Origin of the sequence: Bacteroides sp. AM41-16 (assembly GCF_003603495.1) — a bacterium.
GTDB classification, from domain to species: Bacteria; Bacteroidota; Bacteroidia; order Bacteroidales; family Bacteroidaceae; genus Bacteroides; species Bacteroides uniformis.
Map to the genome: position 1 here is coordinate 98,551 of NZ_QTNE01000007.1, position 26,275 is coordinate 124,825.

Annotated in this window: 12 protein-coding genes and 1 tRNA gene; all 13 read right to left on the reverse strand. The window is 48.8% G+C overall.

Annotated features, from left to right (window positions below; translation table 11 throughout):
* Positions 1–11 precede the first annotated feature (11 nt).
* On the reverse strand, positions 12–2,876 hold the full coding sequence (locus DW896_RS08375; protein WP_005830320.1) for a hypothetical protein: 2,865 nt from the start codon (positions 2,874–2,876) through the stop codon (positions 12–14).
* Between the two features lie 168 nt (positions 2,877–3,044).
* Positions 3,045–3,126: transfer RNA gene (locus tag DW896_RS08380), tRNA-Leu, on the reverse strand.
* Positions 3,127–3,202: 76 nt separating this feature from the next.
* Positions 3,203–4,219 carry a S41 family peptidase gene (locus tag DW896_RS08385; protein ID WP_085939557.1) on the reverse strand — a complete coding sequence of 339 codons (1,017 nt, stop codon included), beginning with the start codon at positions 4,217–4,219 and terminating at the stop codon, positions 3,203–3,205.
* Between the two features lie 44 nt (positions 4,220–4,263).
* On the reverse strand, positions 4,264–5,118 hold the full coding sequence (locus DW896_RS08390) for a DUF3316 domain-containing protein (RefSeq protein ID WP_005830316.1): 855 nt from the start codon (positions 5,116–5,118) through the stop codon (positions 4,264–4,266).
* Between the two features lie 61 nt (positions 5,119–5,179).
* Complete coding sequence (locus DW896_RS08395; protein WP_119993124.1) at positions 5,180–7,861, reverse strand: DNA gyrase/topoisomerase IV subunit A; 2,682 nt, start codon at positions 7,859–7,861, stop codon at positions 5,180–5,182.
* Between the two features lie 137 nt (positions 7,862–7,998).
* Positions 7,999–8,124 carry a hypothetical protein gene (locus DW896_RS21820; protein WP_255342453.1) on the reverse strand — a complete coding sequence of 42 codons (126 nt, stop codon included), beginning with the start codon at positions 8,122–8,124 and terminating at the stop codon, positions 7,999–8,001.
* Positions 8,125–8,282: 158 nt separating this feature from the next.
* Positions 8,283–11,123 (reverse strand): family 43 glycosylhydrolase, encoded by a 2,841-nt coding sequence (locus DW896_RS08405; RefSeq protein WP_016272467.1) that lies wholly within the window; start codon positions 11,121–11,123, stop codon positions 8,283–8,285.
* 49 nt (positions 11,124–11,172) lie between these two features.
* The gene (locus tag DW896_RS08410) at positions 11,173–13,563 is read right to left on the reverse strand and encodes a TIM-barrel domain-containing protein (protein ID WP_009037730.1); all 2,391 of its coding nucleotides are present in this window, start codon (positions 13,561–13,563) and stop codon (positions 11,173–11,175) included.
* A gap of 14 nt (positions 13,564–13,577) precedes the next feature.
* On the reverse strand, positions 13,578–15,194 hold the full coding sequence (locus tag DW896_RS08415; RefSeq protein ID WP_119993126.1) for an alpha-L-fucosidase: 1,617 nt from the start codon (positions 15,192–15,194) through the stop codon (positions 13,578–13,580).
* 57 nt (positions 15,195–15,251) lie between these two features.
* The gene (locus tag DW896_RS08420) at positions 15,252–18,359 is read right to left on the reverse strand and encodes a glycoside hydrolase family 2 TIM barrel-domain containing protein (RefSeq protein ID WP_057256299.1); all 3,108 of its coding nucleotides are present in this window, start codon (positions 18,357–18,359) and stop codon (positions 15,252–15,254) included.
* A 22-nt stretch (positions 18,360–18,381) separates the two neighbouring features.
* A complete protein-coding gene (locus DW896_RS08425) occupies positions 18,382–20,442 on the reverse strand; it encodes a beta-galactosidase (RefSeq protein WP_005830295.1) in 2,061 nt (686 codons plus the stop codon).
* A gap of 26 nt (positions 20,443–20,468) precedes the next feature.
* The gene (locus tag DW896_RS08430; protein ID WP_227741076.1) at positions 20,469–24,194 is read right to left on the reverse strand and encodes a glycoside hydrolase family 2 TIM barrel-domain containing protein; all 3,726 of its coding nucleotides are present in this window, start codon (positions 24,192–24,194) and stop codon (positions 20,469–20,471) included.
* Entirely contained in the window at positions 24,191–26,263 is a 2,073-nt protein-coding gene (locus DW896_RS08435) for a glycoside hydrolase family 97 protein (RefSeq protein WP_005834638.1), read from the reverse strand. The genes DW896_RS08430 and DW896_RS08435 overlap by 4 nt, the downstream gene beginning before the upstream one ends.
* Between the last annotated feature and the right edge of the window lie 12 nt (positions 26,264–26,275).

Below are 26,275 nucleotides of genomic sequence, written 5' to 3' on the forward strand. Positions count from 1 at the left end.
TTGTAGCCGCTTTATTTCAAGTCGATGAGAAAATCCACTAATCCCGTTCCGTCGGGGATATCCAGTTTCTTGCGCAAACGGTAGCGTGCTGCCTCTACTCCCCGGATAGTGAGGTTGGTCATTTGCGCAATGTCTTTCGTAGAAAGATTCAGGCGCAGCAGCGCACAAAAACGGAGGTCGGTAGCGGTAAGACTGGGATAACGTTCGCGCAAATTACGGAAGAATTTCTCATGAATCAGGTCGAAATTGTTCTGGAATACATCCCAAAATTCCTGTGTCTCGATGTTTTCGTTGATGAGCTTCAGCAGAGATTCGAGGTTCTTGCGTCCATATTGCCCTTTCACCAGGGACTCTTGTACGACAGTACGAAGTTTCTCCAGGACCTCGTTCTTGGCAAATACACCCAGTGCCATGCTGGCAAGGTCTTTACTCTTTGCCGACAACTCGGCTTCCAGCAATTGCTGTTGCTGCAGAGTTATCAGATGCTCCTGCTCGCGCATCTTGATGTTCTGCTGCACCTGCTCTGCCTCATACTCCTTCCGTTTCTTTTCCATGGCACGGTTGGCGCGCCACTTGGAGAAAAAGTAGACAAGCGCTGTGAGAACTATGAGATAGAGCGCAAAGGCATAATAGGAGAGGTAGAAAGGGCGGGCTATGGCAAAATGATATTCCACCTCACCGATTTTCTGTCCCAAATCATTATAGGCTTCTGCCTGGAATGTGTATTCTCCGTAATCCAGGCTACCGTAGCGGATTTCGGGCTCTTTCAGGTCCGATGTCAGCGCCATGCCTTGTCCTCCTTGCAGGACATAATGGAAATGTACGGACAATTTATTGTAATGCGGCAGGCTTACTGAGAACAGCAAATCCCGGTAATTGCTTTCCAGTTCGACATTTCCAGACAGAGGCAGGCGTTTCTCCTTTTTATCGGAAGAGGAAGCAGTGACCGAGCTCAGTGAGAGGGCGGACTCCAGAGTAGGACTGAGGCTGTCTGTGTTTTTGCTGTAACTGGCGATTCCGTTGTTCAGATTAAAATAGACAACGTCATTGTCGACGAACACATTGTTGTAGTTCTCTATGCATGGAGAATCAAACAGTTCGATGAGGATGCGCTGCTTCACGATGTACTCTCCTTCTGCGTACTCTACCAGTACGTACTCATGTGAACCGGACAGCCAGAAGCGGTCGTTCGTGACGGATACCACAGAATGAGCATTCCTGATATAGGGCAGAATGGCATTCAGCTTTTGGAAGGGGATAATCTGCCGGGTGATGTCGTCATAGGTATAGAAGCCGTTGGGACTGGAAAAGACGATACGTCCTCGCATTTTCATTACTTGGATAGGGCCGATGATATATTCCGAGCCTAAATGGGAGATGTGCCGTACGCTTTTTACAGCCGACAAGTCATCGCTCAAGACTATTTTATAGACTCCCTGATACATGTGTGAAGCCCAGATGACACCGCTTTGGTCCACCTCCAAGTGCATGACCGGTGCAATGAAGCCGTCTATGACATGCGAAAAGGTCCATTGCCCGTTCTTCTTTTTATAGATACGCAAATTGGCGTAGGATGATTCCAACAGTATCTCTTCGCCATAGAGGGTGCACTTTATCAGACACGTACTGCTGTTGGTATTGCTTATGACGGAAACATTCCCTTTTTCGCCTATTAATAAGGTATGGGCATTGTTGCCTGCAAAGAGTTGCCCGTCAATGTCCTTCACATACCAGTTCTGTCCTTCAGTATGGGGAAGCAGGCGCAGATTCTCGGTAACCTGGTGGTATTCGTACAAGCCCTGGTTGGTGGCCAGATAGAAACAGTCGCCCCGGTGGGCTATGTCGTACACCATGCCCAGTTTGGTTTCATGGTTGGCAGGAGTCAGCAGCATGACGGGTGAGTTGTGGTGGATGTATGCGATGCCGTCGTCCAATGCTGCCCATACGTTGTTGTCTTTGTCACAGAACAAGCCCAGGACTGTGTTGTTGTCCAGACGGTTATCCAGATTGAAGTGCCAGAGGCAATGTCCTTTGCGGTCGATGGCGTATATGCCATTCAAGACTGTACCTATCATGAATATGGAATCATTGGTCATGACGGCGCGGTTCACCCGCTGTTTCTTCAGCTCTGCATCAATGTCTGTTTTCCAGGGGGTGATGTCACCGTTGTAGCGGAACAATCCGTTATTCTCTGTGACCATCAGGAAGCTGTCGTCCCCGTCGGGCAGTAATGCCACTACATTGTCATCGTTCACTTGGCTGCGGGGGAAGAGATGAAGGAAATCCTTGCCGTCGAATTCATAGAAGTCCTCATCAATCATCTGTGTGTAGATATGTCCGTTTTGGGTGTAGAAGTAGAGCGGCTGTTGCTGTCTGTTGCGGAAAGCGTGTACCATCTTCCCGTCGTAGGAGAACCAGGCGCTGAACGACTGGAAGTAGATGCGACCGTCCAGCTCTACAATGTTCCATATCTCGTTGTTCTCCATGGGGAAATTTTTCAGGAATTTGCTCAAAGAATGGTACCGGAGAGTGCCTGCCTCCGAATACTTGAAATAGCCGAATTCCTCGAATGCCCCCACATAGATACGGTCTTCTTTCACATACACCGAACGGACAATATGGTTCCCCGGCACTTTGTGGAGAGTCCAGCGATAACCGTCATATACCAGGAGCCCCTGGCTGTTGCCGAAATACATTTCGCCGTTGCTGCCTTGCGCACATGCCCAGTTCTGATAACCGGCTTCATAGTCTTTGGCAAGATAGTTGGTGACGGCGGGCATGAAGGAAGAAGCCCTGGCCTGGATGAAGAGGATGAACAATAGAAGGCACACTACCCAATACTTGAAAAGCATCGGTCTTATCGTATTTTGTTTCATTTTTTCAGGTTAATCGAAGTGTTTCTTGGAAGCAAAGATACAATAAGTATTCTAAATATTGTGTTTTGATGAGATAAAAAAGGTACTTGAAGCGGTTAGGGAGGATGCTTCTTAATGAATATCCTCCCCTCTTAGTTGTTTGTCTTTTGAAATTTATTATAGGGATTGTGCGGATGATAGGACTCGAACCTACACGCCTCACGGCACCAGATCCTAAGTCTGGCGCGGCTGCCAATTACGCCACATCCGCGGAATAATTCCGATTAGCGGGAGCAAAGATAGAAAGAATTTTCGTTTTGGCAAATTGTTTTGTAGATAAAGTCGTTTTAGAAAGTCACTTTCAGTATTTTTCTTGCTTCCTCAATGATGGTGTCCAAGTCATTGTTCTCATCTTCTTTGCTCATATCCACTTTCTTGTCCGGGTCGATGCCGAACTCGATATGCTGTTTTTGGGCATCGAGGTGCGGGCTGGCAGAAAAGCGTACCCCCCATCCGTTGGGCAGTTCCGAAGAGAATGGCAGGCCCGACCCGCCGCCGGTTTTGTCACCAACCAGGGTGACATTGGGAAAACAGCGCATGGAGTTGACAAAATCATTGGTTGCACTATAGGAATGACGGTTGGTCAGGACAATTACCTTTTTTTGCCAGCGGATACTGTTGGAAGGTTCCACATAAATGGGAGTCGGATCTGAAAAATCGCTATGGCCTTTGCCGGTCTTGTGCTGAATATATCCCGTCAGTACTTTTTCATTCGTGAAGCGTTGTGCCATTCGGGTGGCGTTTGTCAGGTTGCCGCCACCATTGTTGCGCACGTCGATAATCAGGCCGTTACAAGCGGAAAGGTATAACAGAATCTCATCCAGGTTGCCGTTTCCGATGCCGCTGGAGAAATCACCGTAATAGATATATCCTATGTTGTCCTCCAATATGGTATATTTGGCGCCTCCAGCAATGCGGTAGTCTCTTCCCAGGTACTTTTCAATGATACTTTCGTTGAAGTTACGAGGATAATCCAGATACCAGTCCCAGTAGCGCGCCATGTTGGAAGAAGAGTACAAGTTGACATGTCCGTCTTTTAACTCGGCAAGCATGTTACCTAATATTTCAAATAGACCGTCGTTGCTCATTCCCGGGGTAATGAGTGGCTGGTACTTGTCATGGATGGCATCCCAGTCTATTTGCTTGTAGTCCAGGAAGCAGTACTGTTCGTCTATTATTTCCCACAAGGCTTCGAAATTGCCTTGTGGGGTATTGTCGAACTCTTCCTCACGAATACATCCGTTCAATAGGGGCAATAACGTGAGTAGGATACTCCAAATTATTAAAATATATCTTCTTTTCATGCACATTATCCTTATCATCTTATCGTTTATCACCTTGTCACTTTTTACTTTCTCTTGTTAGGAAACAGATAGAGTTCCTTTACGAACCCCACCATGAATACATGCGAGTAAGTATGTGTCTTTATTTCATTTACTTTGGACTGTTGTGCGTCCCATATGTAAGCGAAACGCATCCGGGCACGTCCCACCGGAAAGTCTGCGGTCAGCATTTGTCTCAGAGAGGGCTGGTTGTGCAGGGAGGTGAAGTTCACTACTCCGTCCCAATGTCCTAACGTAAATATCTCGTAGTAGGACTGTCCATAGTTGGGCATGAACATGATACCTGCCAAGGGAAGATTTACCTGATAGCGTAGTGTGATGGGACGGTTCTTGATGCGCAAGTCCCAAATAGCCATTCCCGATGCGGCAAGGTTGATATAGGCACGTGCTTGGGCGGGGTTGTTTCCGTTGCGCAGATTATAGACAAAGCCACCGTTGAAGTCGCCGACTCCTCCGGCAAGCAGTTTGAAATTGCCCGTGATTGGAAAATTATAATGCAGGCCGTAGTTCCAGTTGGCCAGTCCGGAGAATGTATTGTTATTGTCTACTTTGTTGTGTGTATATCCCAAGTCTGCCTGGAAGAAAGTTTGCAGAGACACGTTGCCGTCCATCAACCGTGTCATCCGCATGCTTTCGCGGGAGATACGGAAATCGATTCCCTTATACTCCTGAGGTGAAAGATAAGTGTCGAACACGTTGGTGAAGCCGACACCATACATGGTGGCACGGGTGATAATACGGTTACGGTTGGTGGAGTCAGCCCGTAGCTTCCGGTCGATGCTGCATTGTGCTTCTTGTGCTTTCAGTCCGACACTTCCCAAGAGCAGTCCGCATAGGATTATTATCTTGTATATGTACATATTAAATTATCAATTACAAATTAGTAATCGTTAGCCACTAATACTTCATTTCCGTCCTTCATCAAAAGAGTTTCATCTGTCCTGTCATCTCGTCCAGTATGTCCCCTTCGCTTTTACCGTGGTCGGGGTCCAGAATTTCCGGTTCTTCATCCGTTTCCTGCTCTTCGGTTTTCTGCGAGGGTTCAGGTTGGCGGGTAGGCTCTAATTCGTTGATGGTTTCTATAGTATAGGTGGTCAGGCGCTTACCTTTTGCTTTGAAGCCTTTCACGGCGATGAATTCGTCGGCTTCCACCACCATCGGCTCTCGGAAATTGTCGTGGCCGCCAAACACCACCTCTAAACGCGGGTAGCACTCGTCTGTCAGCAGAATGAGGCTGCTGTTCTTGTTTTCTCCCAAGTAGTTTTGCTTGCGGGCGGTTGCCTCGAAGCAGAAACGCTTGATGTAAGGATAGTTCTGCTGGTCGGCATCGTAGAGTACGGCGGTCCATACTTTGTTCGGATCGTATTTCTCCAATACGCGTATGCCATCGTCATAGTGATTGTTCAAGTCGAAGTTGGTGGCATAGAACTCTCCGCTGTTCTGTACGACAAGGATGGTGTCTTCGCTCTGGAATTCTCCGAGATATTCTCCGCGCCCGTCGTAGTTGAGACGTAGCACATCACGGTCGAACCAGACTTTCCGTCCACCCAGCGTGGAGCCTCCACGTTGTTTCAAGGCTATCTTGTGTACGGGGAGTTTCGTGAGTATATTTCCCATGGCCTGCCGTCCCTTGATATTGATGTTGCTGAAATCCTCCTCGAAGATAATACGGCGTACACGGGGATTGGGTTTCAGGGTTACCTTGATGATTTCAGCTTCTCCATTGGGATTGGCGGTGAAGTAGGTGATACGGGAGTCGGGAGTACCTTGCGTCACATCGTATTCGCGGTCACGCACCACGGAAGTGACGGCAAAACGCTTGATATAGCTTGTCCCCTCCTTGCCGTCACGGTAGCAGACATTGTAGATGGTACGTTTGTCGTTCTTCTTAAAAATGTTGGCATAAAGTATATTCTTGCCCACGAACTTCTTGTCGGCCACCGGTGTGATGATATATTTTCCATCGCGGAAGAAGATAATCACGTCATCTATGGGCGAGCAGTTGCCTATGAATTCGTCTTTCTTCAATCCAGTTCCGATGAACCCCTCTTCGCGGTTGATGTACAGCTTTTCGTTGGCTTCGATGACTTTGGTTGCTTCGATGGTGTCGAAGTTACGCAGTTCCGTGCGGCGGGGGAAGGCTTTGCCGTACTTGTCCTTCAACATACGGAACCAGTCGACGGTATATTCCACGATGTTTGCCAGATGGCAGTCTATCTCCTCTATGTCCTTTAGCATGCGTGCTATCAGTTCCTCTGCCTTGTCGGAGTTGAATTTGAGGATACGTGCCATCTTTATCTCCATCAGCCGGAGGATGTCTTCCTTGGTCACTTCGCGGATAAAAGTCGGGTAGTAGGGAGTCAGGCGCTCATCGATATGTTCGCAGGCGGCATCCATGTTTTTGGCTTGTTCAAACTCCTTATCCTTGTAAATACGTTCTTCAATGAATATCTTTTCGAGTGAAGCGAAATGCAGGCTTTCCAGTATCTCTCCCTTACGGATTTCCAGTTCCTGGCGTAGCAGTGCCAATGTGTTGTCGACTGATTTGCGCAATACATCACTCACGGTGAGGAAGTGGGGCTTTTGGTCGTCGATGACACAGCAGTTGGGAGAGATGCTCACTTCACAGTCGGTGAAGGCATAGAGGGCATCGATGGTCTTGTCGGATGATACACCCGGGGCTAGATGCACTAATATTTCCACACTGCCGGATGTTAGGTCCTCTACCTTACGTATCTTGATTTTTCCTTTTTCGCTGGCCTTTACGATGGAGTCGCATACACTGGCCACCGTTTTCCCGTAAGGAATTTCCTTAATGGCAAGTGTCTTGTTGTCTATCTTTTCTATTTTGGAGCGCACGCGTATCGCACCGCCACGTTCACCGTCGTTGTATTTGGATACATCGATACTGCCTCCCGTCTGGAAGTCGGGGTACAGCTTGAATTCTTCGTTGTGCAGATAGCTGATGGAAGCATCGCACAGCTCATTGAAGTTATGTGGTAATATTTTGGATGACAGGCCTACGGCAATACCTTCCACACCTTGTGCAAGCAGCAGTGGGAATTTTACCGGTAGTGTAACCGGTTCTTTGTTTCGCCCGTCATAAGAGAGTTTCCATTCGGTGGTCTTGGGGTTGAATACCACGTCCAGTGCAAACTTGGAGAGACGTGCTTCGATATAACGGGGGGCAGCGGCGCTGTCACCCGTCAGAATGTTACCCCAGTTTCCCTGGCAATCCACGAGCAAGTCCTTTTGTCCCAGCTGTACCAGAGCATCGCCGATAGAAGCATCACCGTGCGGATGGAACTGCATGGTATGTCCTACGATGTTCGCCACCTTGTTGTAGCGCCCGTCTTCCATGCGGCGCATGGAGTGGAGGATACGCCGCTGTACGGGTTTCAGACCATCCATGATATGGGGTACGGCACGTTCCAATATAACGTATGAGGCGTAGTCCAGAAACCAATTCTGGTACATGCCGCTCAGTTGGTGCTTTATATTGGCATCCTTTGCGTCCGCAGGTTTGTAATCCGAGTGTTCTTCGCTCCCGGCCGGGAGTTCCTTGTCCAAATCATCTTTCGGTGCTTCAAAATCTTCGCTCATATTTGTTCGGGAATTGTCTATTCTATGATATTACTGATTTTTCAGTCGCAGGCAAAAATACAATTTTTGTTCGATAAATGAGAATTTGCGCGGAACTATTGTGCCAAATCCTTCCCATTTTTTAAAACTTCTGCCCGTTAATGGAACCAATCTGTCTCTTTCCCGTTAGCGGAATTATATTGAGGACGTGCTTCCGCCTCTTTGCGGACAGCGATGTTGCTTTTGTCTTTCTTGCCGACAAGTTGGCAAGGTTTTGCCACCACATTGGCAAAGCTTTGCCAAAGGCATGGCAAAACTTTGCCAATATGGTGGCAAAACGCTGGCAAAGTAACTTGCTAGCTTGTTGTGTGTTGGCTCGAATTGTGCAGCGATATCATCACAAGGGTGAAGAGATACTGGGCAGATTCTGCCGACGGATTCATTATTTTGTGAATTTCCATTCGTCAAATAAGAACTTTCCGTTCCCGAATACGAAGTAAATGTCGTGTTTGCCTTTTATCTGTTTGTCCAACGGCTTTGTCAATGTTTGCCACGTATCGGTATCAAAGGTCAAGGTGGATAGGAGCGGACCGTCTGGACTGTCCATGTGTATTTCGATGGAGCCTTTCCCTTTTATCTTCATCTGTATGGCTTGAGGTGATTGCGGGAATTCCGCACCGCGGACACAGATGGCCTGTCCGCTCTTGTTTCCTACGGCAGACATGTTGCCTGTCTGTCCGGTCGGTTCAAAGGCAACGCCGCGTGTGGCGGCTGTGGTCTCGGCCTGTTGCTGCGCAAACGGGTCGAGAGGCTTGATTTGTGAAACGCCCTTGGCTGTGGCTGTGCCCATGTGGATAGTGAGGTCCTTTTCGTCCACCTCTATTTCTTCCACGCAGATACTGCGGACACCCACTTTGAGGTCGCGGCTGTCCTGCAAGCCCAGTGAGTGGTAGAAGAGATAGTACTTCCCTTGAAATTTTACCAGATGTGTATGGTTGTTGCTGTCGGACATGCCATAGTCGCCGGGATTTTTGAAGTAGTTGTCCCGATAGGTCCAGCTGTCTGTCTCAAGTGGCGTGCGACTCGTCATGTAGCTCATGCAGCACCGGCTCGGCTTGTCTATATCCTTGTGGGGCCATGCATCCCGGTTCTTCCAGTTGGTGTTGTAGGTGTAAATCCAAGTGCCGTTCAGATAGTTCAGTTCGTTTGCTTCAAAGTGGTATGGCGCTTTTATTTCAACTATTTCGCTGTCCAGCGTCTTCATGTCATTTGCCAGCCGCACGATGCGTGCGTCTCCGGGAATGTAGTCGTCGCTGTCGCCCCCGCCAAAGGAGAGCCAGCCGATGCCCTTGTCGTCGATGACTACTCCCGGATCGAAGGGAGCTTTACACTTGCCGAGTCCTGGAGTATTACCGTCTACCACACATTTGCCCAATGGGTCTGTCCAGGGCCCCACGGGGGAAGTGGCAGTCAGCATACCTACACCGGAACCGCTGTTGGAGTAGTACAGATAGAAGTGGGTTTTGCCGTCGGCCTCCTTGCGCGAAGCGATGGAAGGTGCCCACGAAGCCATTCCCCAGGGAGCCAGAGCCTTTACATTGATTACTCCGTGATAAGTCCAGTTCACCATGTCGTCAGAAGAGACCATCGTCAGCGAATGGATGTGCTGATAGGTGTTTTTCCCGTTACGGCCCACTACATCATATTGCTGGTGGTCGTTAGTGCCGTACACATAAATGCGGCCGTCGTGCACCACTGCTGTGGGGTCGGCCATGTATTGGAAGTCGAGAAGGGGATTGGCATTGCCGGTAGAGAACTTGGGCGAGAATTCAAAAGATTCTTCCAAAGCGCTGTCTGTAGAAACCGGAATGTTTTCAGAAGAGGCAATGCTGTCTGCCCGGAAGGGGGCTAAGGGGATGCCTTCCGTTGAAAAAAGGTTGCCTTGAGCAGCGTCACTGAAGCAGTAGCGAATGGAAACCGGGCTTTCGATTCCTTTTACCGGGACAATCAGCTTTCCCCCGTCTATCCTGGCCCGGGCCTCTTGCCATTCCTGGCCGGCTGCGGCCATCATCAGCCCCTCTATCCTTTTCCCGTGTACGGCCAGTCCGTTCTTTATGTCTTTGAAAGAGATTGTCACATGGTTGCCTTTGCGGCAGGCGCTTTCAAAGACCGGGCTTTTATAGGGGCCTGCATATATATGGTATGTATCGTCCAGTGCAAGATTGGCGAGACGTTTGCCTACGCTTCTTTTGTCACGTGGATGGATGTCCTGCACATTGTCCACCAAATCTGACACGGTAATCATCTTGACCTTGTCCAGCATTTCGGGCAACATGGCCTGCTGCTCGCGTAGCAGTGCCGGTCCGTTGTCTTTGGAGTGGTATTGGAAGGGGGCTATCTGGACCAGATAGAATGGGAATTCCTTGTTAAATCCGGTACGCCACGAGCCTATCAGCCGCTGCATCACCCGGGCGTAGGAGCTGGCACGGCCTTGGTTGGCTTCTCCCTGATACCAGATGCATCCGGCAATGCCGTAGGGCATCACGGGATAAATCATGCTGTTGTACAACGTGCCTGTTTCAGCCGGAAACCAAGGATTGGATTCATACGGATAGTCGCACAAGACCGGGTCGCTCATTACGCATTCGCGGGGCGTCCATGTCTCGGCGGTGGTTCCGCCCCATGCGGCTACGATGATTCCTACCGGCACGTCCAGCTCTTCCTGGATGTTGCGGCCGAAGAAGTAGGCCAGGGCACTCGTGCTGCGCATCGTTTCGGGCGTGCACTGTGTCCATTGCGAGAAACAGTTTTCTTGAGGGAACGGGGCGGCTATTCTGGCCACGTGAAAAATTCGGAGATTGGGACAATGGGCATTTGCCGTTTCCTCGTCTCCGTTCTTTATGCCGTGGTTGGCGCTCCATTCCATATTGGATTGTCCGCTGCACAGCCAAACTTCGCCTAGCATGACATCGGTCAAGGTTACTTCTGACGAGCCGCTGAAACGAATCTCATAAGGTCCGCCGGCTTCGCCGGAAGGTACACGGGCTGACCATTTCCCCGTATTATTGACTTGGGTTTTGATTATTTCTCCTTTCATCCATTCGGGGGCGATGGAAATTGTTTCTCCCGGAATACCCCATCCCCAGAAAGTAAGTTCTGAGTTACGTTGTAGCACCATATGGTTGGAAAATATGGCAGGGAGTTGTATCGCTGCTTGCAATTTCAGGATGCCGAGCAGCATAAATAAACTTAAAAGGGTAAGATAATGATGATATTTTTTCATACGAGTATTTATTTCCATAATGCAAATTAATAGCTGTTTTTAGAAACCATTACATTTTAACCGTTACTTTTTTCCCATTATAAGCCACTGCCTTTTTTGCGCCATCAGCAGTTACTATGTTGAATTTCCGTTCTTTCAACATACCGGAAAACTCTCCTTTCCGATTTTCAATAGTGAGCATGCGAGTACGGTCATTCCATTTCATCGTAATGGTGCTGTACATTCCTTTTTCATAATTGTAGTTGTCATTCTCGTCTTCGTAAAGTGTGAATTCGCCGTTACAACCGGGATACACTTTTATCTCCAAGTTGTCCCATGATTTTTCGGTGCTATACTGCACTTCGGGACCTATTGGCAGGATGGAACCTGCTTTCACATAAAGTGGTAAAATGTCAATAGGGGTATCTTTCACGATATATTGTCCGCCGGAGTGTTTCTGATTGGTCCAAAAATCATACCATTCCGTATTTTTAGGCAGATATATTCGCATAGACTTAACGGTACTGAAATCTTCTACACGGATGGTGTCCGAAACTGTTTGGGTATACATGGGTTGGGTTACAGGGCATACCAATAGGGATTTGCCAAACATATACTGATTGTGGATGTTCCACACGTTGCGATCGTGGGCAAAATCCATTGCCAAGGCACGCATGAAGCTGGACTGATTGGCAGTTACCTCCCAGGCAGTTGTGTAGATGTATGGTAACAAACTGTAGCGTAACCGAATGTATTTCTCAATCGCATCGTATATTGGCTCGCCTTTTTTGCCGAATTGATAGATTTCTCTGGGAGCACCTTCCCCATGTGATCGCATCATGGGACAGAATGTACCGAACTGTATCCAACGGGCATAAAGCTCGCGATAATCCGGGTCATCCAGCATCAAGGGATATTGCCATAGGAAGAATCCGCCGATATCGCTGTTCCAATGGGGAATGCCGCATAGTGAGAAGTTTAATCCCGCAGGTATTTGCTTCTCCAAAACTTCCCATGATGCTGTGATATCTCCTGTCCATGTATTGGCACCATAACGTTGCTGGCCGGCAAAGGCTGAGCGGGTAAGGATAAATACGCGTTTATCCGAAGTTACGGCACGCTGGTGGTCGTACACTCCACCTACACTCATTAAAGGGTAGGCATTGCGTACTTTACGGAATGACCCCAAATAGGTGGGCGTGTCAAAATCTTCAGGAATGGGGTGAAAATGGTCGGGTTCGGTAGAGTCCATCCACCAGCCGTCTATACCCACAGAACGTAGGTTCTCGTTCAGGTACTTCCAATAGATGTCGCGTGCTTGCGGATGGTAGGCATCGTACACGCGGGCACCGGATGGATAGTCCATATTGGGAGGCCACTTCTCGGAACCGGATTCGGGCCATGTGCGGAAGTTGAAGAGCATGTTCCCTTTATCCAACTCGTGATAGGGTTTGGTATGTGGTCCGAAAGCTGACCAAATGGAGATGATAATGTGGGCATTCATTCCGTGTATGTCTTCCATCATTTTTTTGGGGTCGGAGAATTCTTCGTTCAAAAAATCCATTGCGTTCCACAGGTAGTTGCTTCCCCAGTATCTCCAATCCTGGATAATTCCATCGAGGGGCACACCCAGTTCGCGGTATTTTTGCACTACGCCAACAATCTCTTTTTGGCTTTTGTAGCGTTCACGGCTTTGCCAGAATCCATATGTCCATAATGGAAACATGGGCACTTGTCCTGTGAGGTAGCGCATCTGGGCAACTACTCCATCGGCATTTTCGCCGTACATGAAATAGTAGTCAATGCAGTCGCCGACTTCAGAAAGGAAGGATGTCTCTTCTTGATTGTCTTTGAAGATGGTTGGCGAATAGTTGTCCCAAAAGAGACCGTAGCCTTTGACGGACTGGAAGAAGGGAATCACATCCTCAAGATTGTCTTGGATAAGGCGTTTGGTCTGGTTACGTTGCGACATTTTGCCGTTTTGCAATTGTCCCAATCCATAAATAGCTTCGTCTTTCTCTAAGGTGAACGATTGATAAACGCTGAAGGTTTTTGTGCCGGCATCGTTGAAATCATCAAAACGTGCGCCTTTATTTTGTTCCTGCAACAGCGATTTTCCATCGGAAGAGGCAAAAGTTATTTGTCCGGTCTCTTCGTTGAGATGGACTGTAAGCTGATGGCTTTTGATAGTCAATATGCCCCCTTTCGAAGAGACGGATAGTTTTACTTTTTCCGGTTGCCCGATGACCGACAAACTTTCTTTGGTATACTTCCAGCCGTCAGGCGATTTTAAGATTCTCACTGTGACAGGAGAGAAGAAGCTAATATCTATATTTATACCTTGCACAGTGCTTTTTATGCCTTGTGAGGTGCGTTGGTAGGTTTGTGCTCTGCCTTGTTCTGCTATGAAAAATGTCAGCATCAGCAGGACAAATAGTCTTAAAAAAAATCCCTTTTTCATACAATATCAGCAGTTTAACGGTTAGTGATTTTCAGTACCAAAGAAATAGGATTGGGTGTCTTGTCTTTGGGAAGGTCAATAAGCAAGCCTTTGGAAGTTCTTCTGAACTTTGCCTTTCCACCTCCTAATAATTCTACCTTTTCGATTTCTCCTTTGCAGTAGGGACTGCCGGTAGCCAGTGATTTTATCTGTATTTTTCCGTCTGAGGGCCATTTCATGATATGGGCATACAAGTATTTCCCTTTTTTCACAAACCGGATGTCGGCAGAAGTGTAGGGTGCGTTCTTGCCTTCGTTGAATCCTGCTCCGTCCAAAGGTATTGCTGTTTCTGTGGAGGGACCTTCACCATAAATACACCAGGGACGTGTGTCGAATATTCCTTCTCCGTTCACCTCCATCCAGGCGGCTATGTCTTCCAGAATTTTTTCTTCCTTGTCGTCGATGGTGCCGTTTCCTTTCATTGGTACGCTTAGTAATAGGTTGCCATTTTTACTGACGATGTCAATGAGCATGTGGATGACGGTCTCGGCTGATTTATACCAGTTGTCTTCGTAAGCAGAGCGGTTATAGTGCCAAGTACCGAGGCAACTACAGGTTTGCCACGCCTTGTCCTGGCATTCCGATGGAACCCCTTTTTCTACATCCCATACGATGGCCTCTTTATGTTTAGCTTCCAGCTTCTTTCCGAAGACTACGGCATTGAGATTGCCCTTGTGAAGCTTCATGTTTTGGTTATAGTAGTGCGACACGACTTTCAGCCCCGTATCGTTGATGGGCCAGAAGGGGAGTACGCTGTCGTCGAAATAGACCAGGTCGGGATGATATTTGTTTATCATGTCCACTGTGCGGTCGAAGAAGTTGTCGTAGTAGCTCTGTGGGGGGACAGAGGTTCCTTCGGGCCAGTCCCATGCAGCCCAAGCATGTCCGCTCAGGGCATGATTCTGTACGTATAGCTCTTGCGGGTCGTAGCCTTCCCACCATTTTCCCTTGCCGTCTTCCTTAGTCACTACGCGGGCATCGTAGGAGATTCCTGCGTATGGGCCTTTCTTGTCGGCTCCTTGTGCAGTTTCATACCATGTCCAAGCATGGGAGGAGTGGATGCTGACACCGAAGGGAAGTTTGTTTTTGCGGGCCGCTTTCTCCCATTCGCCCAGTACGTTTCGCTTGGAGCCCATGTTGACGGAGTTCCATGATTGGTATTTACTGTCCCACAAGTCCATGTTGTCGTGATGGTTGCCCATAGCAAAGAAATATCGGGCACCGGTTTTCTTGAAAAGGGCTACCAGCCTCTCCGGATTCCATTTTTCGGCTTTCCATTCGTTGATTACATCCTTGAAGCCGAATTCCGAAGGATGTCCGTAATGCTCCAAGTGCCACTTGTAGGCAGCACCGCCCTCTTCGTACATGCCACGACCGTACCAGTCGCCGGCTTCGGGTTGGCATTGCGGACCCCAGTGTGCCCATATGCCGAATTTGGCGTTGCGGAACCATTCGGGCACTTCGTATTGGGACAATGACTCCCAGGTAGGTGAGAACTTGCCCGGTTCTGCTTTCTCTTGTTGTGCCAATGCACTGCCCCCTTGCAGGATGCAGGCGGATAGGAGAATTGTTTTAAAGATGTTTCTTTTCATACCTTTATTGTTGTTTACAAAATGTTTATTCCCTTTTTGAATGCATTGATGAACGGATTATTCTGTTTTGTCCATATACTCCATGATAAACCCATACCGGTAGGAGCGATTGCCGTCAATGGTGTATGGCTTCATGGTCTGTGCGCCCCATCCGTCGTTTCCACCTACTCCGTGTATGTTGGAGTCGATATTCAGGTTGATGAAGTCGCGTTCGGGCAGTTCGTGCGCATGCTCTTTCCCTTCCAGGTCTTCTTCCCCGTAGGGCCATATACGGAAACATAGGGGTTGCAAGCCTTTGACTTGTATTTTCCATCGCTCACTGTCTCCCAGCATGAACCAGCGTGTATCGCACCGGTTGGCATTGTCTTGCGGTACGATGTAGTTCGTGATAAATTCGTGTATGCCACACTCGTAGACTCCCAGGAAAGCGGCGCTCTTGCGGTCGGGATAGTTCTCGAACTTGCCGCGTCCGTACCAGGCTATCCGGTTCAGCGCCGAGGGCATTCTCATGCGCATACCGAATTTGGGCATCAGCGGAATATCTTCCTTTTCAGGCTGATAGGTTGCTTCTACTTGTATGCGGCCTTTGCCGTCCACAGTGTAGCGGAGATGGTAACCGGCTCCTATCCGGGGGAGGGAGAGACTGGCATCCACTATCACCATACCATCGTTTACGGTTGCTTGGTATGCCTTTACGATACGTTTTTGCTCTGCATTTTTCCAAGCGCTCAAACGTTCATTGTAGCCGTTGCGGACCTGAATGTCATTTGCCGGTTTCCAAAAATAGGGTTCCAAGGCACTGTGCAACAACTCTTCTCCCTTGACTCGCCAACTCACCAAAGCACCGGTACCTTTTTCTATGGTGAACAAGGCATCGGCGGCTATAATTTCCACCGCTTCGGGTGTCTCCTTAAACGTGGCCTTCCCGCCGTCATCCTTCAATTGTGGGAATTCATAGTCATGATACGTAAGTTGTTCCTTGGCAACTTTGAAGCCCTTCTCTGCCCACGTCGTGGATTCCTTCAACGTGGCATATACATTGAGGCAAAGTTCCCCACACTTATCCGGTCTTGAAGGTACCTCCAGCAGATTCCCTTCGGACAAGTGGAGGTCGCCGTTGCGTACAGCCTTTCCGTTGCATATCCACTCATAGCTGTAATCGAATTCATCCAAATCGGAAAACGCATACCCGTTGGTCAATTTGATTTGCTGTGTTCCCTTCTTTTCAAACTTGATGTATTGATATACTTTTTGTACTTCATAGTAATGGGGGTGAGGCACCCGGTCGGGAGATACCAGCCCGTTAATGCCGGTGGGACCGTCGTTGGGATAGTCCCCGAAATCTCCTCCATACGCCCAGAATTCATCGGGCAGTAATGGGAGTGACGAGGGGCTCTCGCCGAAACTTAACGGTGCACCGTTAAGCTTTTTAGGAATGCCTTGGTCTACCCAGCACCAAATGGCAGCTCCGATAATACTTTCGTCCTTTTCAATCACATCCCAATACTCCTTGAGGTTGCCGATGGAATTTCCCATGGCGTAGGCATACTCTCTCATGAATACGGGGCGGTCGGTTATTTTCTCGCCAAGTTCCTTCAAAGCGTCGGGATGCAGATAAGCTTCGTCATAGACATCGGATACGGTGCGGTCTGTATCGTCGTATATCGGTCTGGTGGGGTCTAAGGCACGGATTGTGTCTGCCATAGCTCGCAAATTGGCACCGCTTCCACCCTCGTTGCCCAATGACCAGAATAGGATGCACGGATGGTTCTTGTCCCTTTCCACCACGGCTACTGCCCGGTCCACATGGGCCAGTGTCCATTGAGGGTTGTCTCCTAATACTTTGTTCCCCAAACCGTAGGCATGACTTTCGTGGTTCGCTTCGTCCATTACGTAGATTCCATACTTGTCACATAGCTCGTACAGCAATGGCAGATGTGGATAGTGGGACGTGCGTATCATGTTGATGTTGGCTTGTTTAATCAGCCGGATATCTCTCTCCATCGTCCGGCTGTCGACAAAGAATCCCATACGGGGATGGAAGTCGTGACGGTTCACTCCTTTCAGCTTGACGGCTTTCCCGTTGACTTTGAAGACGTCTCCCGCGATTTCTATTTTCCGTATGCCCCAATGGTATTCGAACGATTCCAAAAGTTCATTCTTCCTGCGAAGCTTGATGTGGATGTCATATAGATGCGGTTTTTCGGCAGACCATAGTTGAGGCTCCCGGAGCATTTCGGACAGTGTGACGCTCGTTTCAGAAAAGGCCTGAATAGTACCTACGGGAGCCACCATTTTTTTGTCGAGTTTATTTCCTCTGTTGTCTTTCCCCACCAGGTTTATTTCTACGGTCAGGTCTTTTACTTTGCGGTCGGTCTGGTTTCTTATCCAAATTTCGGTTCCGAATGTAGCTGAACGCATGTCGTCCGACAAGTCGCTGCTGAACCTATAGTCCCGGATATTTGTCCGGGGACGTACCCATAGCTCTACCGGCCTGAGTATTCCACTAAGCCGCCACATGTCCTGGTCTTCCAGATAACTGCCGTCCGACCACCGATACACTTCCACTGCCAGACGATTGGCTCCGTTCTTCACAAATTCGGTTATGTCAAACTCGGCAGGCGACATCGAATTCTGGCTGTAGCCTACCCGCTCTCCGTTTACCCAGACATACATGGCCGATTTTACTCCTTCAAAGTGAAGGTATAGGCACTTGTCTTTCATATCGGGCGTCACTTCGAACGTGGTGACATAAGAGCCTGTGGGATTTCTGTGCCCGTAACTGTAATATTCGGCGGGAGGCTCGCTTGTCACTCTGGGTGCATCCTTCTGGAAGGGATAGTTTACGTTGGAATAGATAGGTTTCCCATAACCTTGCAATTGCCATGCTCCCGGCACTGTGATGGTATCCCATGTGTCGGTATTGAAATCATTCTTGTAGAAGTCGGCCGGGCGCTTTCCCGGGTCGGCAGACCATTGGAATCGCCACTTGCCGTTCAGGGATATGATTTCTTTGCAATCGACTTTTTGCGAAGGCAATGTCAGTGTGGCATGATACGGCTCTTTGTTGATGCCGACTACAATAGGATTCTCCCAGTCCGGAGCTTCTTGGGCGCCGGCATATAGGGCACTTAGCAATAGAAAGGCAAATATCTTTTTTCTCATTTTTTCTCATGTTTTCTGATGGTCAATAAACTTCCATGATGAGAACTCCCCAGGGGGGCAATGTTACATGGTCTCCTTCTTTTACAGTCTTGCCGGAAATCAGCTCTTTGGATGTCGGATAGTTATGAGTGATTTCTTTACTCTCGCTGCTGTAATTGAAGAAGTAACGGATGGCTTTTCCGGCTTTGTTTATTCCCGAACGCTGTATGATGGGGAACACGTCGCTCTCTGAAGAGATGATACCGGCATGGATGGCTGCCTTTCGCACGATGGCATTCAGCAATTCCTGCGAAGGGTAGGCTCCTATGTAGGTCAGTTTGCCTTTGCCATACTTGTTTTCGGTGACAACGGGCCATTTGCCGAAGAACGGATGCTCTGCATAAGCCAACGGGGTGGCTGTCTCGGGAATCAGGAATTCATACCAGTCGCTTATCTGGTTCTTTCCCTCTAATTGAAAGGGGTTATCCTTTAATGATAAGTCACCGATAGTGGAGAATTCCTGGTAATGGAAGCCGCAGGCTTTGCGTAGCGGCCCGGGAGCCAAGGTGGCCCGAACTGCGGAGTGCTCATTGCAGTAACCGCTTTTGTGCATCATTACCACGTGTCCGCCGGACTGTACGAATTCATCAATGGCTAATAGCAATTGGTCGGTAGCCACATACAAAGGGGGAATGACAAGCATGTCATATCCGCTGAAATCGGTTGTCTTGTCACAAGGGATGATGTCCGTTTCTATGTTTTGGAAATAGAGGGCTTTATGCACCATATCAATGGGATAATTGCTCTTGTAAGTGTAGGGCATGAAGCCGAGAGCATGATAAGAATCATGACTGTAGAGGATAGCTACCCGGTTTTTCTTTTTCAAGTTCACGATGTGGCTGCCTATTCTTTCCAACTCTTTGGCGGTGGTGGTGAATTCCTTGTATATGCGGTTGGGCTGGAGGTCATGGCCCAGCACGCCTCGCCAGTATGTCTCCTGCCCGTAGTGCAGGGTAGACCAGTGCCAGTATTCCACCATATTGGCTCCGGAAGCATAATGTGCGTACACATTCTGCCGCAACTGGTTGTCGTAGGGAGGAAACTGGGTGCGGGCATCCCAGCCGATGCCTTGTGCGTTGGTTTCCATGACGATGTAATTGTTGTCGGCCACGGTGCGCACGAAGTCACCGGCATAAGCGATGCGCTGGCCGTCTTGTTTATCCTGTACATCGTGATAGACATTGATGGCAGGATATTGCATCTGCCTGAAACTTTCCACTTGGTCTATATTATGGAAGTCGGGCATAAAGCAGTGGGTGACAAATTGGTCTTTACGCTTGTATTCATTTACAAGGTCGCACTGCCAATTCAGAAAATCGGCCACTTCCTTCCGGTTATAGCGTTCCCATTCATTCTTGTACGAGGGGCTTGTCACTCCATCGCGCGGATAGAACTCTTCCCAGGTGTTGATGTTCATTCCCCAGTAGTTCATTCCCCATTCCTTGGCAAGCAGATTCAGGTCATTGTTGAATTTCTGTTTGATGTAGTTCCTGAATCCGAAGAAATAGTCTCTGTTGTTTACTCCGCGCGCTTCTGTTTCGTTGTCCACTTGATACCCGATGACTGCCGGATGCTGTGCATATCTTTCCAGCATCTTGCGGATAATCCGTTCGCAATAGAATTGGTAGGTCGGGTTTGTAAAATCCATGTTCTGTCTGATTCCATAATAGGCTTTGTTTCCTTTGGCGTGTTCTGCCAGCACTTCCGGGTGTTTGTATGCCAGCCATGCAGGAATGGAATAGGTGGGAGTTCCCAAGATGACTTTGATTCCTGCTGCATGCATCTTGTCCAGAATGCGGTCCATCCATTCAAATTCAAAATTTCCTTCTTGCGGCTCAAATACTCCCCAGGCAGATTCTCCAACGCGCACTACTGTCAGGCCGGCTCTTTTCATCAGCCGGATATCTTCATCCAGTCGCTCATAGGGCATATATTCATGATAGTAGGCTGCACCATAAAGCACGTTGTCGAATGAATACTGCGCTTTTATTTGTAAAGCGCTTAAAAACAACACTAATAGAATAAAGTAATTTTTGTTTTTCATAATCTTACCAGTCCGATACAATATTTTTATTTCATCATAGGTCTTATGCTGATGGTTCTCCGATATTCCTGCGGCATCGCCTTGTAAGCACCGAATACACCGCGGGCCGTACAGCCGACCCCGGTAGTGGCATAATCGAGATTCAGGGTCATGCCTTTCTGCTTCTGCAATTGGTAGGTATACATCGCTTTCGTCAGATTGTCTGTGCTGTACGGATAAATGTTGAAGTTGAACCATTCGTTCATCTTGAATTGAAGGCCGATGCCTTTGTCCGTGGTCAGTTGCAGCCAGCGTACATCTGTCCGCAATCCGTAATCTTGTGGCATTAGATAGGGCTCGTACATAGCTTGTACGGTAGAGGCATATATCCCCATCGGATAGCCGGTTTTCCGGTCCGGATAGTTCTCTTGCGGTCCTCGGCCGTACCATTTCACTTGGTCGAGCGCATCGCTTACGGTCAGCGTAAGTCCTATGCGAGGAAACCAAAGCGGCATTTTCCCTTCAGGCTTCAATACATGGCGTATCTCTATCGTCCCTTCACTATTGATAATATACTCATAGTGGTTGATGATGCCGTTGTTCTGTACTCCTTCGATGTAGAGGTCTTTTTTCTCTTTTTCTCCTTTGCCCATCAATTCCGCATCAATGATGTGTATATGTACGCCTTCGGTGGTTTCGGACACCGAAAAAGAGAGGGGCTGATGTGTCAGGCGGTCAATCCCTGCAGAATACATTTCTGTGGCTACCGTGTATCCGTAACCTTCTTTCCAGTTGGAGGAGCGGGCGCTGGAGGCATTCCAGTTGTCCAGCTCATTGGCCAGCGGGGCACGCCAAAGATTCAGCCGGAGCGGTGATTCCAGCAGTTCCATATCTTGAACAACCATCGACGTCAGTTGTCCGTCGGTACGGTTGAATACATATTTGAAGCCATCTCCGGAGACAACCAATTCTTTCTCCGAAAGTGAATAGGAAGGTACGCCTTGAGCCTTTTCTTCCGAAGAGCATGGCAGGCTCCAAGGCAGTTCAAGTTCTTCCCATGCCACCTCATGTCCGGCTTTTGCCCACAATTCATCTTTTTTCAGGACGGCATGAAGCATCAGGCGGTATTCTTTGCCGGGAATCAGGGCTGGCTTCTTATAAGGTATGTGCACCAGCTCTTGGCTAAGCGGCGCTGTTGAGAGTGCCAAGTCGCCCGATTGAATAACCTTGTCATCTTCTTTCAATTCCCATCGTATGGCATATCGGGAAGCATTTGTATAATGATTGCGATTCCATAACTCAACGACTCCCTCTGTCACATCCGACATGGAAAAAGAAAGAGGTTGTCCGGTTTTCTTCATTTGCCACATTTCGGGCTGTACGCTACGGTCGGGCCAGATGCTGCCGTACGTACGTGCACCGATGCCGTAACTGTAGAATGTACCATTTTCCGTCTCTTGCTCAAAATCTAGCCACAGAGCGGCTTCTTCCGGGTGAAAAGAGGAAGTCAGTGCCTTGGCGAAAATGCCGACTTCGTCCATTTGAGCATCGCAGATGTAGACCGAAGTCTCTTGGCCGTGTGTTTCTGCATTCCGACCGATGTTGACGGGGTAGGGGAAGTTCCGGATATTGCCCGATGCTTGTGTGGAGGCCTTTTCTGCTCCGTCTATATAGATGGACATTTTCTGTCCGTCGTAGACGCACGTCACTTGATGCCAGTTGTATTCCCAGTCAGTAGGCAAGGAGGCGCATACGGAATGCTTTTTATCAGTATAGATATAAAATTCCAGTTTGTCTTTACCGCGTTGTTGCAGCCCGAACTGATAATTGCCTTTTGTGATGAATGAGCCGCAACTGCTTACCAGTTTCCGGGGGTAGATTCTGCAAGTGAGTGTCAGTTCATTACTGTTCAACTCCACATTGTCTGCACGATAGACCTCTACCCATTGGTCGTGACCGTTCAAGTCCAGCACCGTGTTCTTTCCTTCCTTCACCAAGCGGGCATTTCCCATCAGATGGGCGGGAGTATGGAAGGGCGAAAGGTCGTCCACTTGCCTTATCCGTTCGGTCAGTCCCGGACTTACAAAATCCCAGATGGCCCCTCCTATCAGGCGGGGATGTCGGTAGATGGCTTCCCAATAATCGTCCAGGGCACCGCCGGCATTGCCTGCAACCGATAAGTATTCATCCATAAACGATGGTCGGGAATCCTCTCCTATGCCTACCTGCATTTCCAGTTCCATAGGAGTAGGGTAACGGGGTCCGATAATATCTTCTGCCGGATGGGAGAATGCATTTCCGCCATACATCCAGAAGCGGGTGGGGTCCAGCGATTTCCCTTCTTCAATGGTGTGGGTAATGTTGATACCTTCACCGCTTTCGTTTCCTGCGCTCCAGAACAAGACGCAGGGATGGTTTCTGTCCCGTAACACCATTCTGCGGCATCGCTCGCGATACATCTCTTCGTATTCCGGGAGACTTGAAATCCATTCCGAGGCATGGGCTTCATCGCCCACCTCGTCTATGATATAAAGCCCGTATTCATTGGCCAGTTCCAAATACTTATTCACCGGAGGATAGTGAGAGGTACGTACGGCATTGAAATTAAACTGTTTCAACAATTCAAAATCCTTGCGTATGGTGGCTTCGTCCATGACATGTCCCTCTTCGGGATGCTGCATGTGCGAATTTTGTGCATTGACTTTCAGTGGGATACCGTTAAGATAAAAAACACCGTCTTTGATTTCCGTCTTTTTGAATCCGATGACCGTTTCTATCTTGTCTTTCTGCAGACCGGCCGGATTGGATAATTCCAGACCGAGCGTATAAAGCTCGGGTGTCTCGGCTGTCCATTTCCGGGGTTCTTGTACCAAGGTATGCAACTGTATTGTCTTTTCCGCAGCGTCCATTTCAAATGGAGCTGCGGAAAAGTTACAGATAATCTTGCCGTTTTTATCCTTTAAGTAAGCTTTCAATCCATAATTCTCATTTGGCTTCTTTTGGTAGTCCTTGATTTTTACCTGAATACTTAACTGCGAATCGGTATACGTATTATCAAACTCTGTGATTACTTGCCAGTCGAATATCCTGACAGCAGGTGTGGCGTACAACCATACGTCGTCAAAGATTCCGGCCAGTCGCCAATAATCTTGTCCTTCCAGGTAATAGCCGTCCGAATACTTTAGTACACAGACAGCCAGCGTGTTTTCGCCCGGCTTCAAATAAGGAGTGATGTTGTATTCGGCAGGTTCTTGTGCTCCTTCATTGTAGCCCACTTCATGACCGTTGACCCATACAAAAGAAGCGGATGCCACTTTCTCGAACCTTAAAAATATCTGGTCTTTTGCTGCCCAACTTGCAGGTACCTTGAATGTTCGCCGGTATAGTCCGGTAGGGTTATACTCTTTGGGAGCATGTGGTGGATTCACCCCGAAGGGAGCAGATACATTTCTGAACAGCTTGTCACCATAACCTTGCATTTCCCAGTTTGAGGGAACTTTGATGTCGCCCCATTGCTTATCCGGGAATTCGGGGTTAAAAAAGTGTGCAGGTATCCCTTCCGGTGTATCGCACCAGAAAAACTTCCATGTCCCATTCAGTAGCATGCTCTTTTCGGGCATATGCCAAGCGTGTCCTTCCTCTTGTCCTTTTTCAAATACAGAAGGGTTGTCTATATACCAGAGCATATCCTTAAGGAAGGATTTGTCTTGTGCATAGGATTGCAGGCACAAGGCTACTGAACACAATGGCAGAAACAGTTTTCTCAGATTCATTTTTTTGTAATTCGTGCTGTCCATCCACCGCCGGGTGCCAGTTGTACATTGAGTTTGTCTTTGGCAGTGACGATGCGTACTTCTTTTTTATAGTCGGTAGCTTCACGGTCGGCATTGATGCCGTCGGCAAAGATTTCGGCTTCGTAGTTGCCTTCGCTGAGGAAGGAGAGGTCGATGGTGCAGCTACGCGGAGTCCAGTTGGTCATGCTGCCTACAAACCAAGTGTTTCCTTTGCGGCGTGCTATCGTGATGTATTCGGCTATTTTACCATCAAGAGCAATGGTTTCGTCAAAGGTAGTGGGAACCTTGGCGATGAAGTCGGTGCATTCCTGTTCCTTCATGTATTTGCTGGGACTGTCGGCAAGCATCTGCAAGGGTGCTTCGAAGACGGTGTACATAGCCATCTGGTGTACACGTGTACCTTGACTCATGGGGTGGTCGTTGACGGAGCGGAACAGGGAACGGGTGGCATTTACCATAGCTCCCGGCGTATAGTCCATCGGACCGGCGAGTTGGCGCAGATAGGGGGCGGTAACGTCGTAGCGCGGGAAGTCATGCAAGGGTGCACCGTTCACGATGGGCTCCCACTTGCTGTTTTCCAGTCCTTTCACACCTTCAAAGTTGAGGATGTTGGGATAGGCGCGCTGGATGCCGAAGGGTTTCAGTCCGTGTAGGTCAAGCAACATGTGATGCTTGGCGGCACATGCTGCGAGTTGTTCGGTAGAAGAGATGGCGAGTTGGTCGTCGCGGTCGAAGAAGTCAATTTTGAAACCTTTGATTCCCATTTGTGCGTAGTGGCTGATAACTTGTTCCACGGCAGGGGAGATGTCGCCTCCTCCCGTAAGATTGCGCCAGCTTGCCCAGAGGATGATGCCTATGCCCTTTTGGTTGCCGTATGCCACCAGTTCTTCGAGATTGATTTCGGGACTGATGTCTTCCATTAATGATTCCTTTCCGCTCCAACCTTCGTCGATGATGATATACTCCAGCTGGTTTTCGGCGGCAAAGTCGATGTATTTTTTATAGGTGGGCGTATTCATGCCTGCCTTGAAGTCCACGCCGGTCAGGTTACAAGTATTCCACCAGTCCCATGCCACTTTTCCGGGTTTAATCCAGGATGTGTCAGCGATGCGGCATTCGGGTGCGAGGCGTTGCATCATGTCGTTGTTGGCGAGTTGTGTGTCGTGGGTAACAACAAGCACGGCACGCCAAGGATAGGTCTGTTTCCCTGTGGGACGCCCGTTGGGGCAGAAGTAGGGGGCATTGTTGGGCTTGCTGATAACGTCGGCACGTTTGGTAGGGACGAGGTTCAAGCGGTCATAGCCTCCGATGACTGTTTCCAGTGGATAGGGGGCGAATTCTGCCTTCACTCCGTGGGGCATCTGTGGGTTGGCAGTGAGGAACATGCCGGGATAGTTGGACAATCCGGCTTCCATAATGACGGCTTTCTTTCCGTTCTCCAGTTCTACCATCAGCGGAGTAATGGCAAGCGAGTCTTTGTACATGCGAGAGAGGGGGGCCTCATCGTAGTAGGACTCGAAGGAGTAGCAGTAACGCTCGCCGGCGCGATTGTCGTTAATATAGGGCACGAAAGCGTGGTAATCGCGGTCGAAGTTGAACTCGGCAATCTCGTCCTTCACGCAGAAAGGTTTGCGCAGTTCGGAAACAAAACGATAGGCGGCTCCGTCGTCGTAGGCGCGGAACTGTATGCTATAGCCGTTACGGCATTTCAGCGTGAGTTGGTTATAAGTGTCCTTCACACTCGCCTTTTTGTAGAAAGGAGTGGGGAAGGAAGTGTCGACGGAAGTGCGGGTAGCTTTGGTCACCTTCACATCTTTGCCGAAGGTGAAAGCAATGGGCTTTCCCTCAGATTCAGTGCATTGCATGGCAATGTCTGAAGGCAAAAGAACGGTGGTACCGTCGTGGGCAATCGCCCAGTTGAGGGCTTGTCCGGCTTCGATGTTGACAATTAGTTTTCCGTCCGGTGAATTCAGTTGATATTGCTGTGCTTGTGCCGTCAATGCACAAGAAAGCAATAGGCTGGCGAAACAAGTGCTGATTCTGTTCATTTTTATTTGATT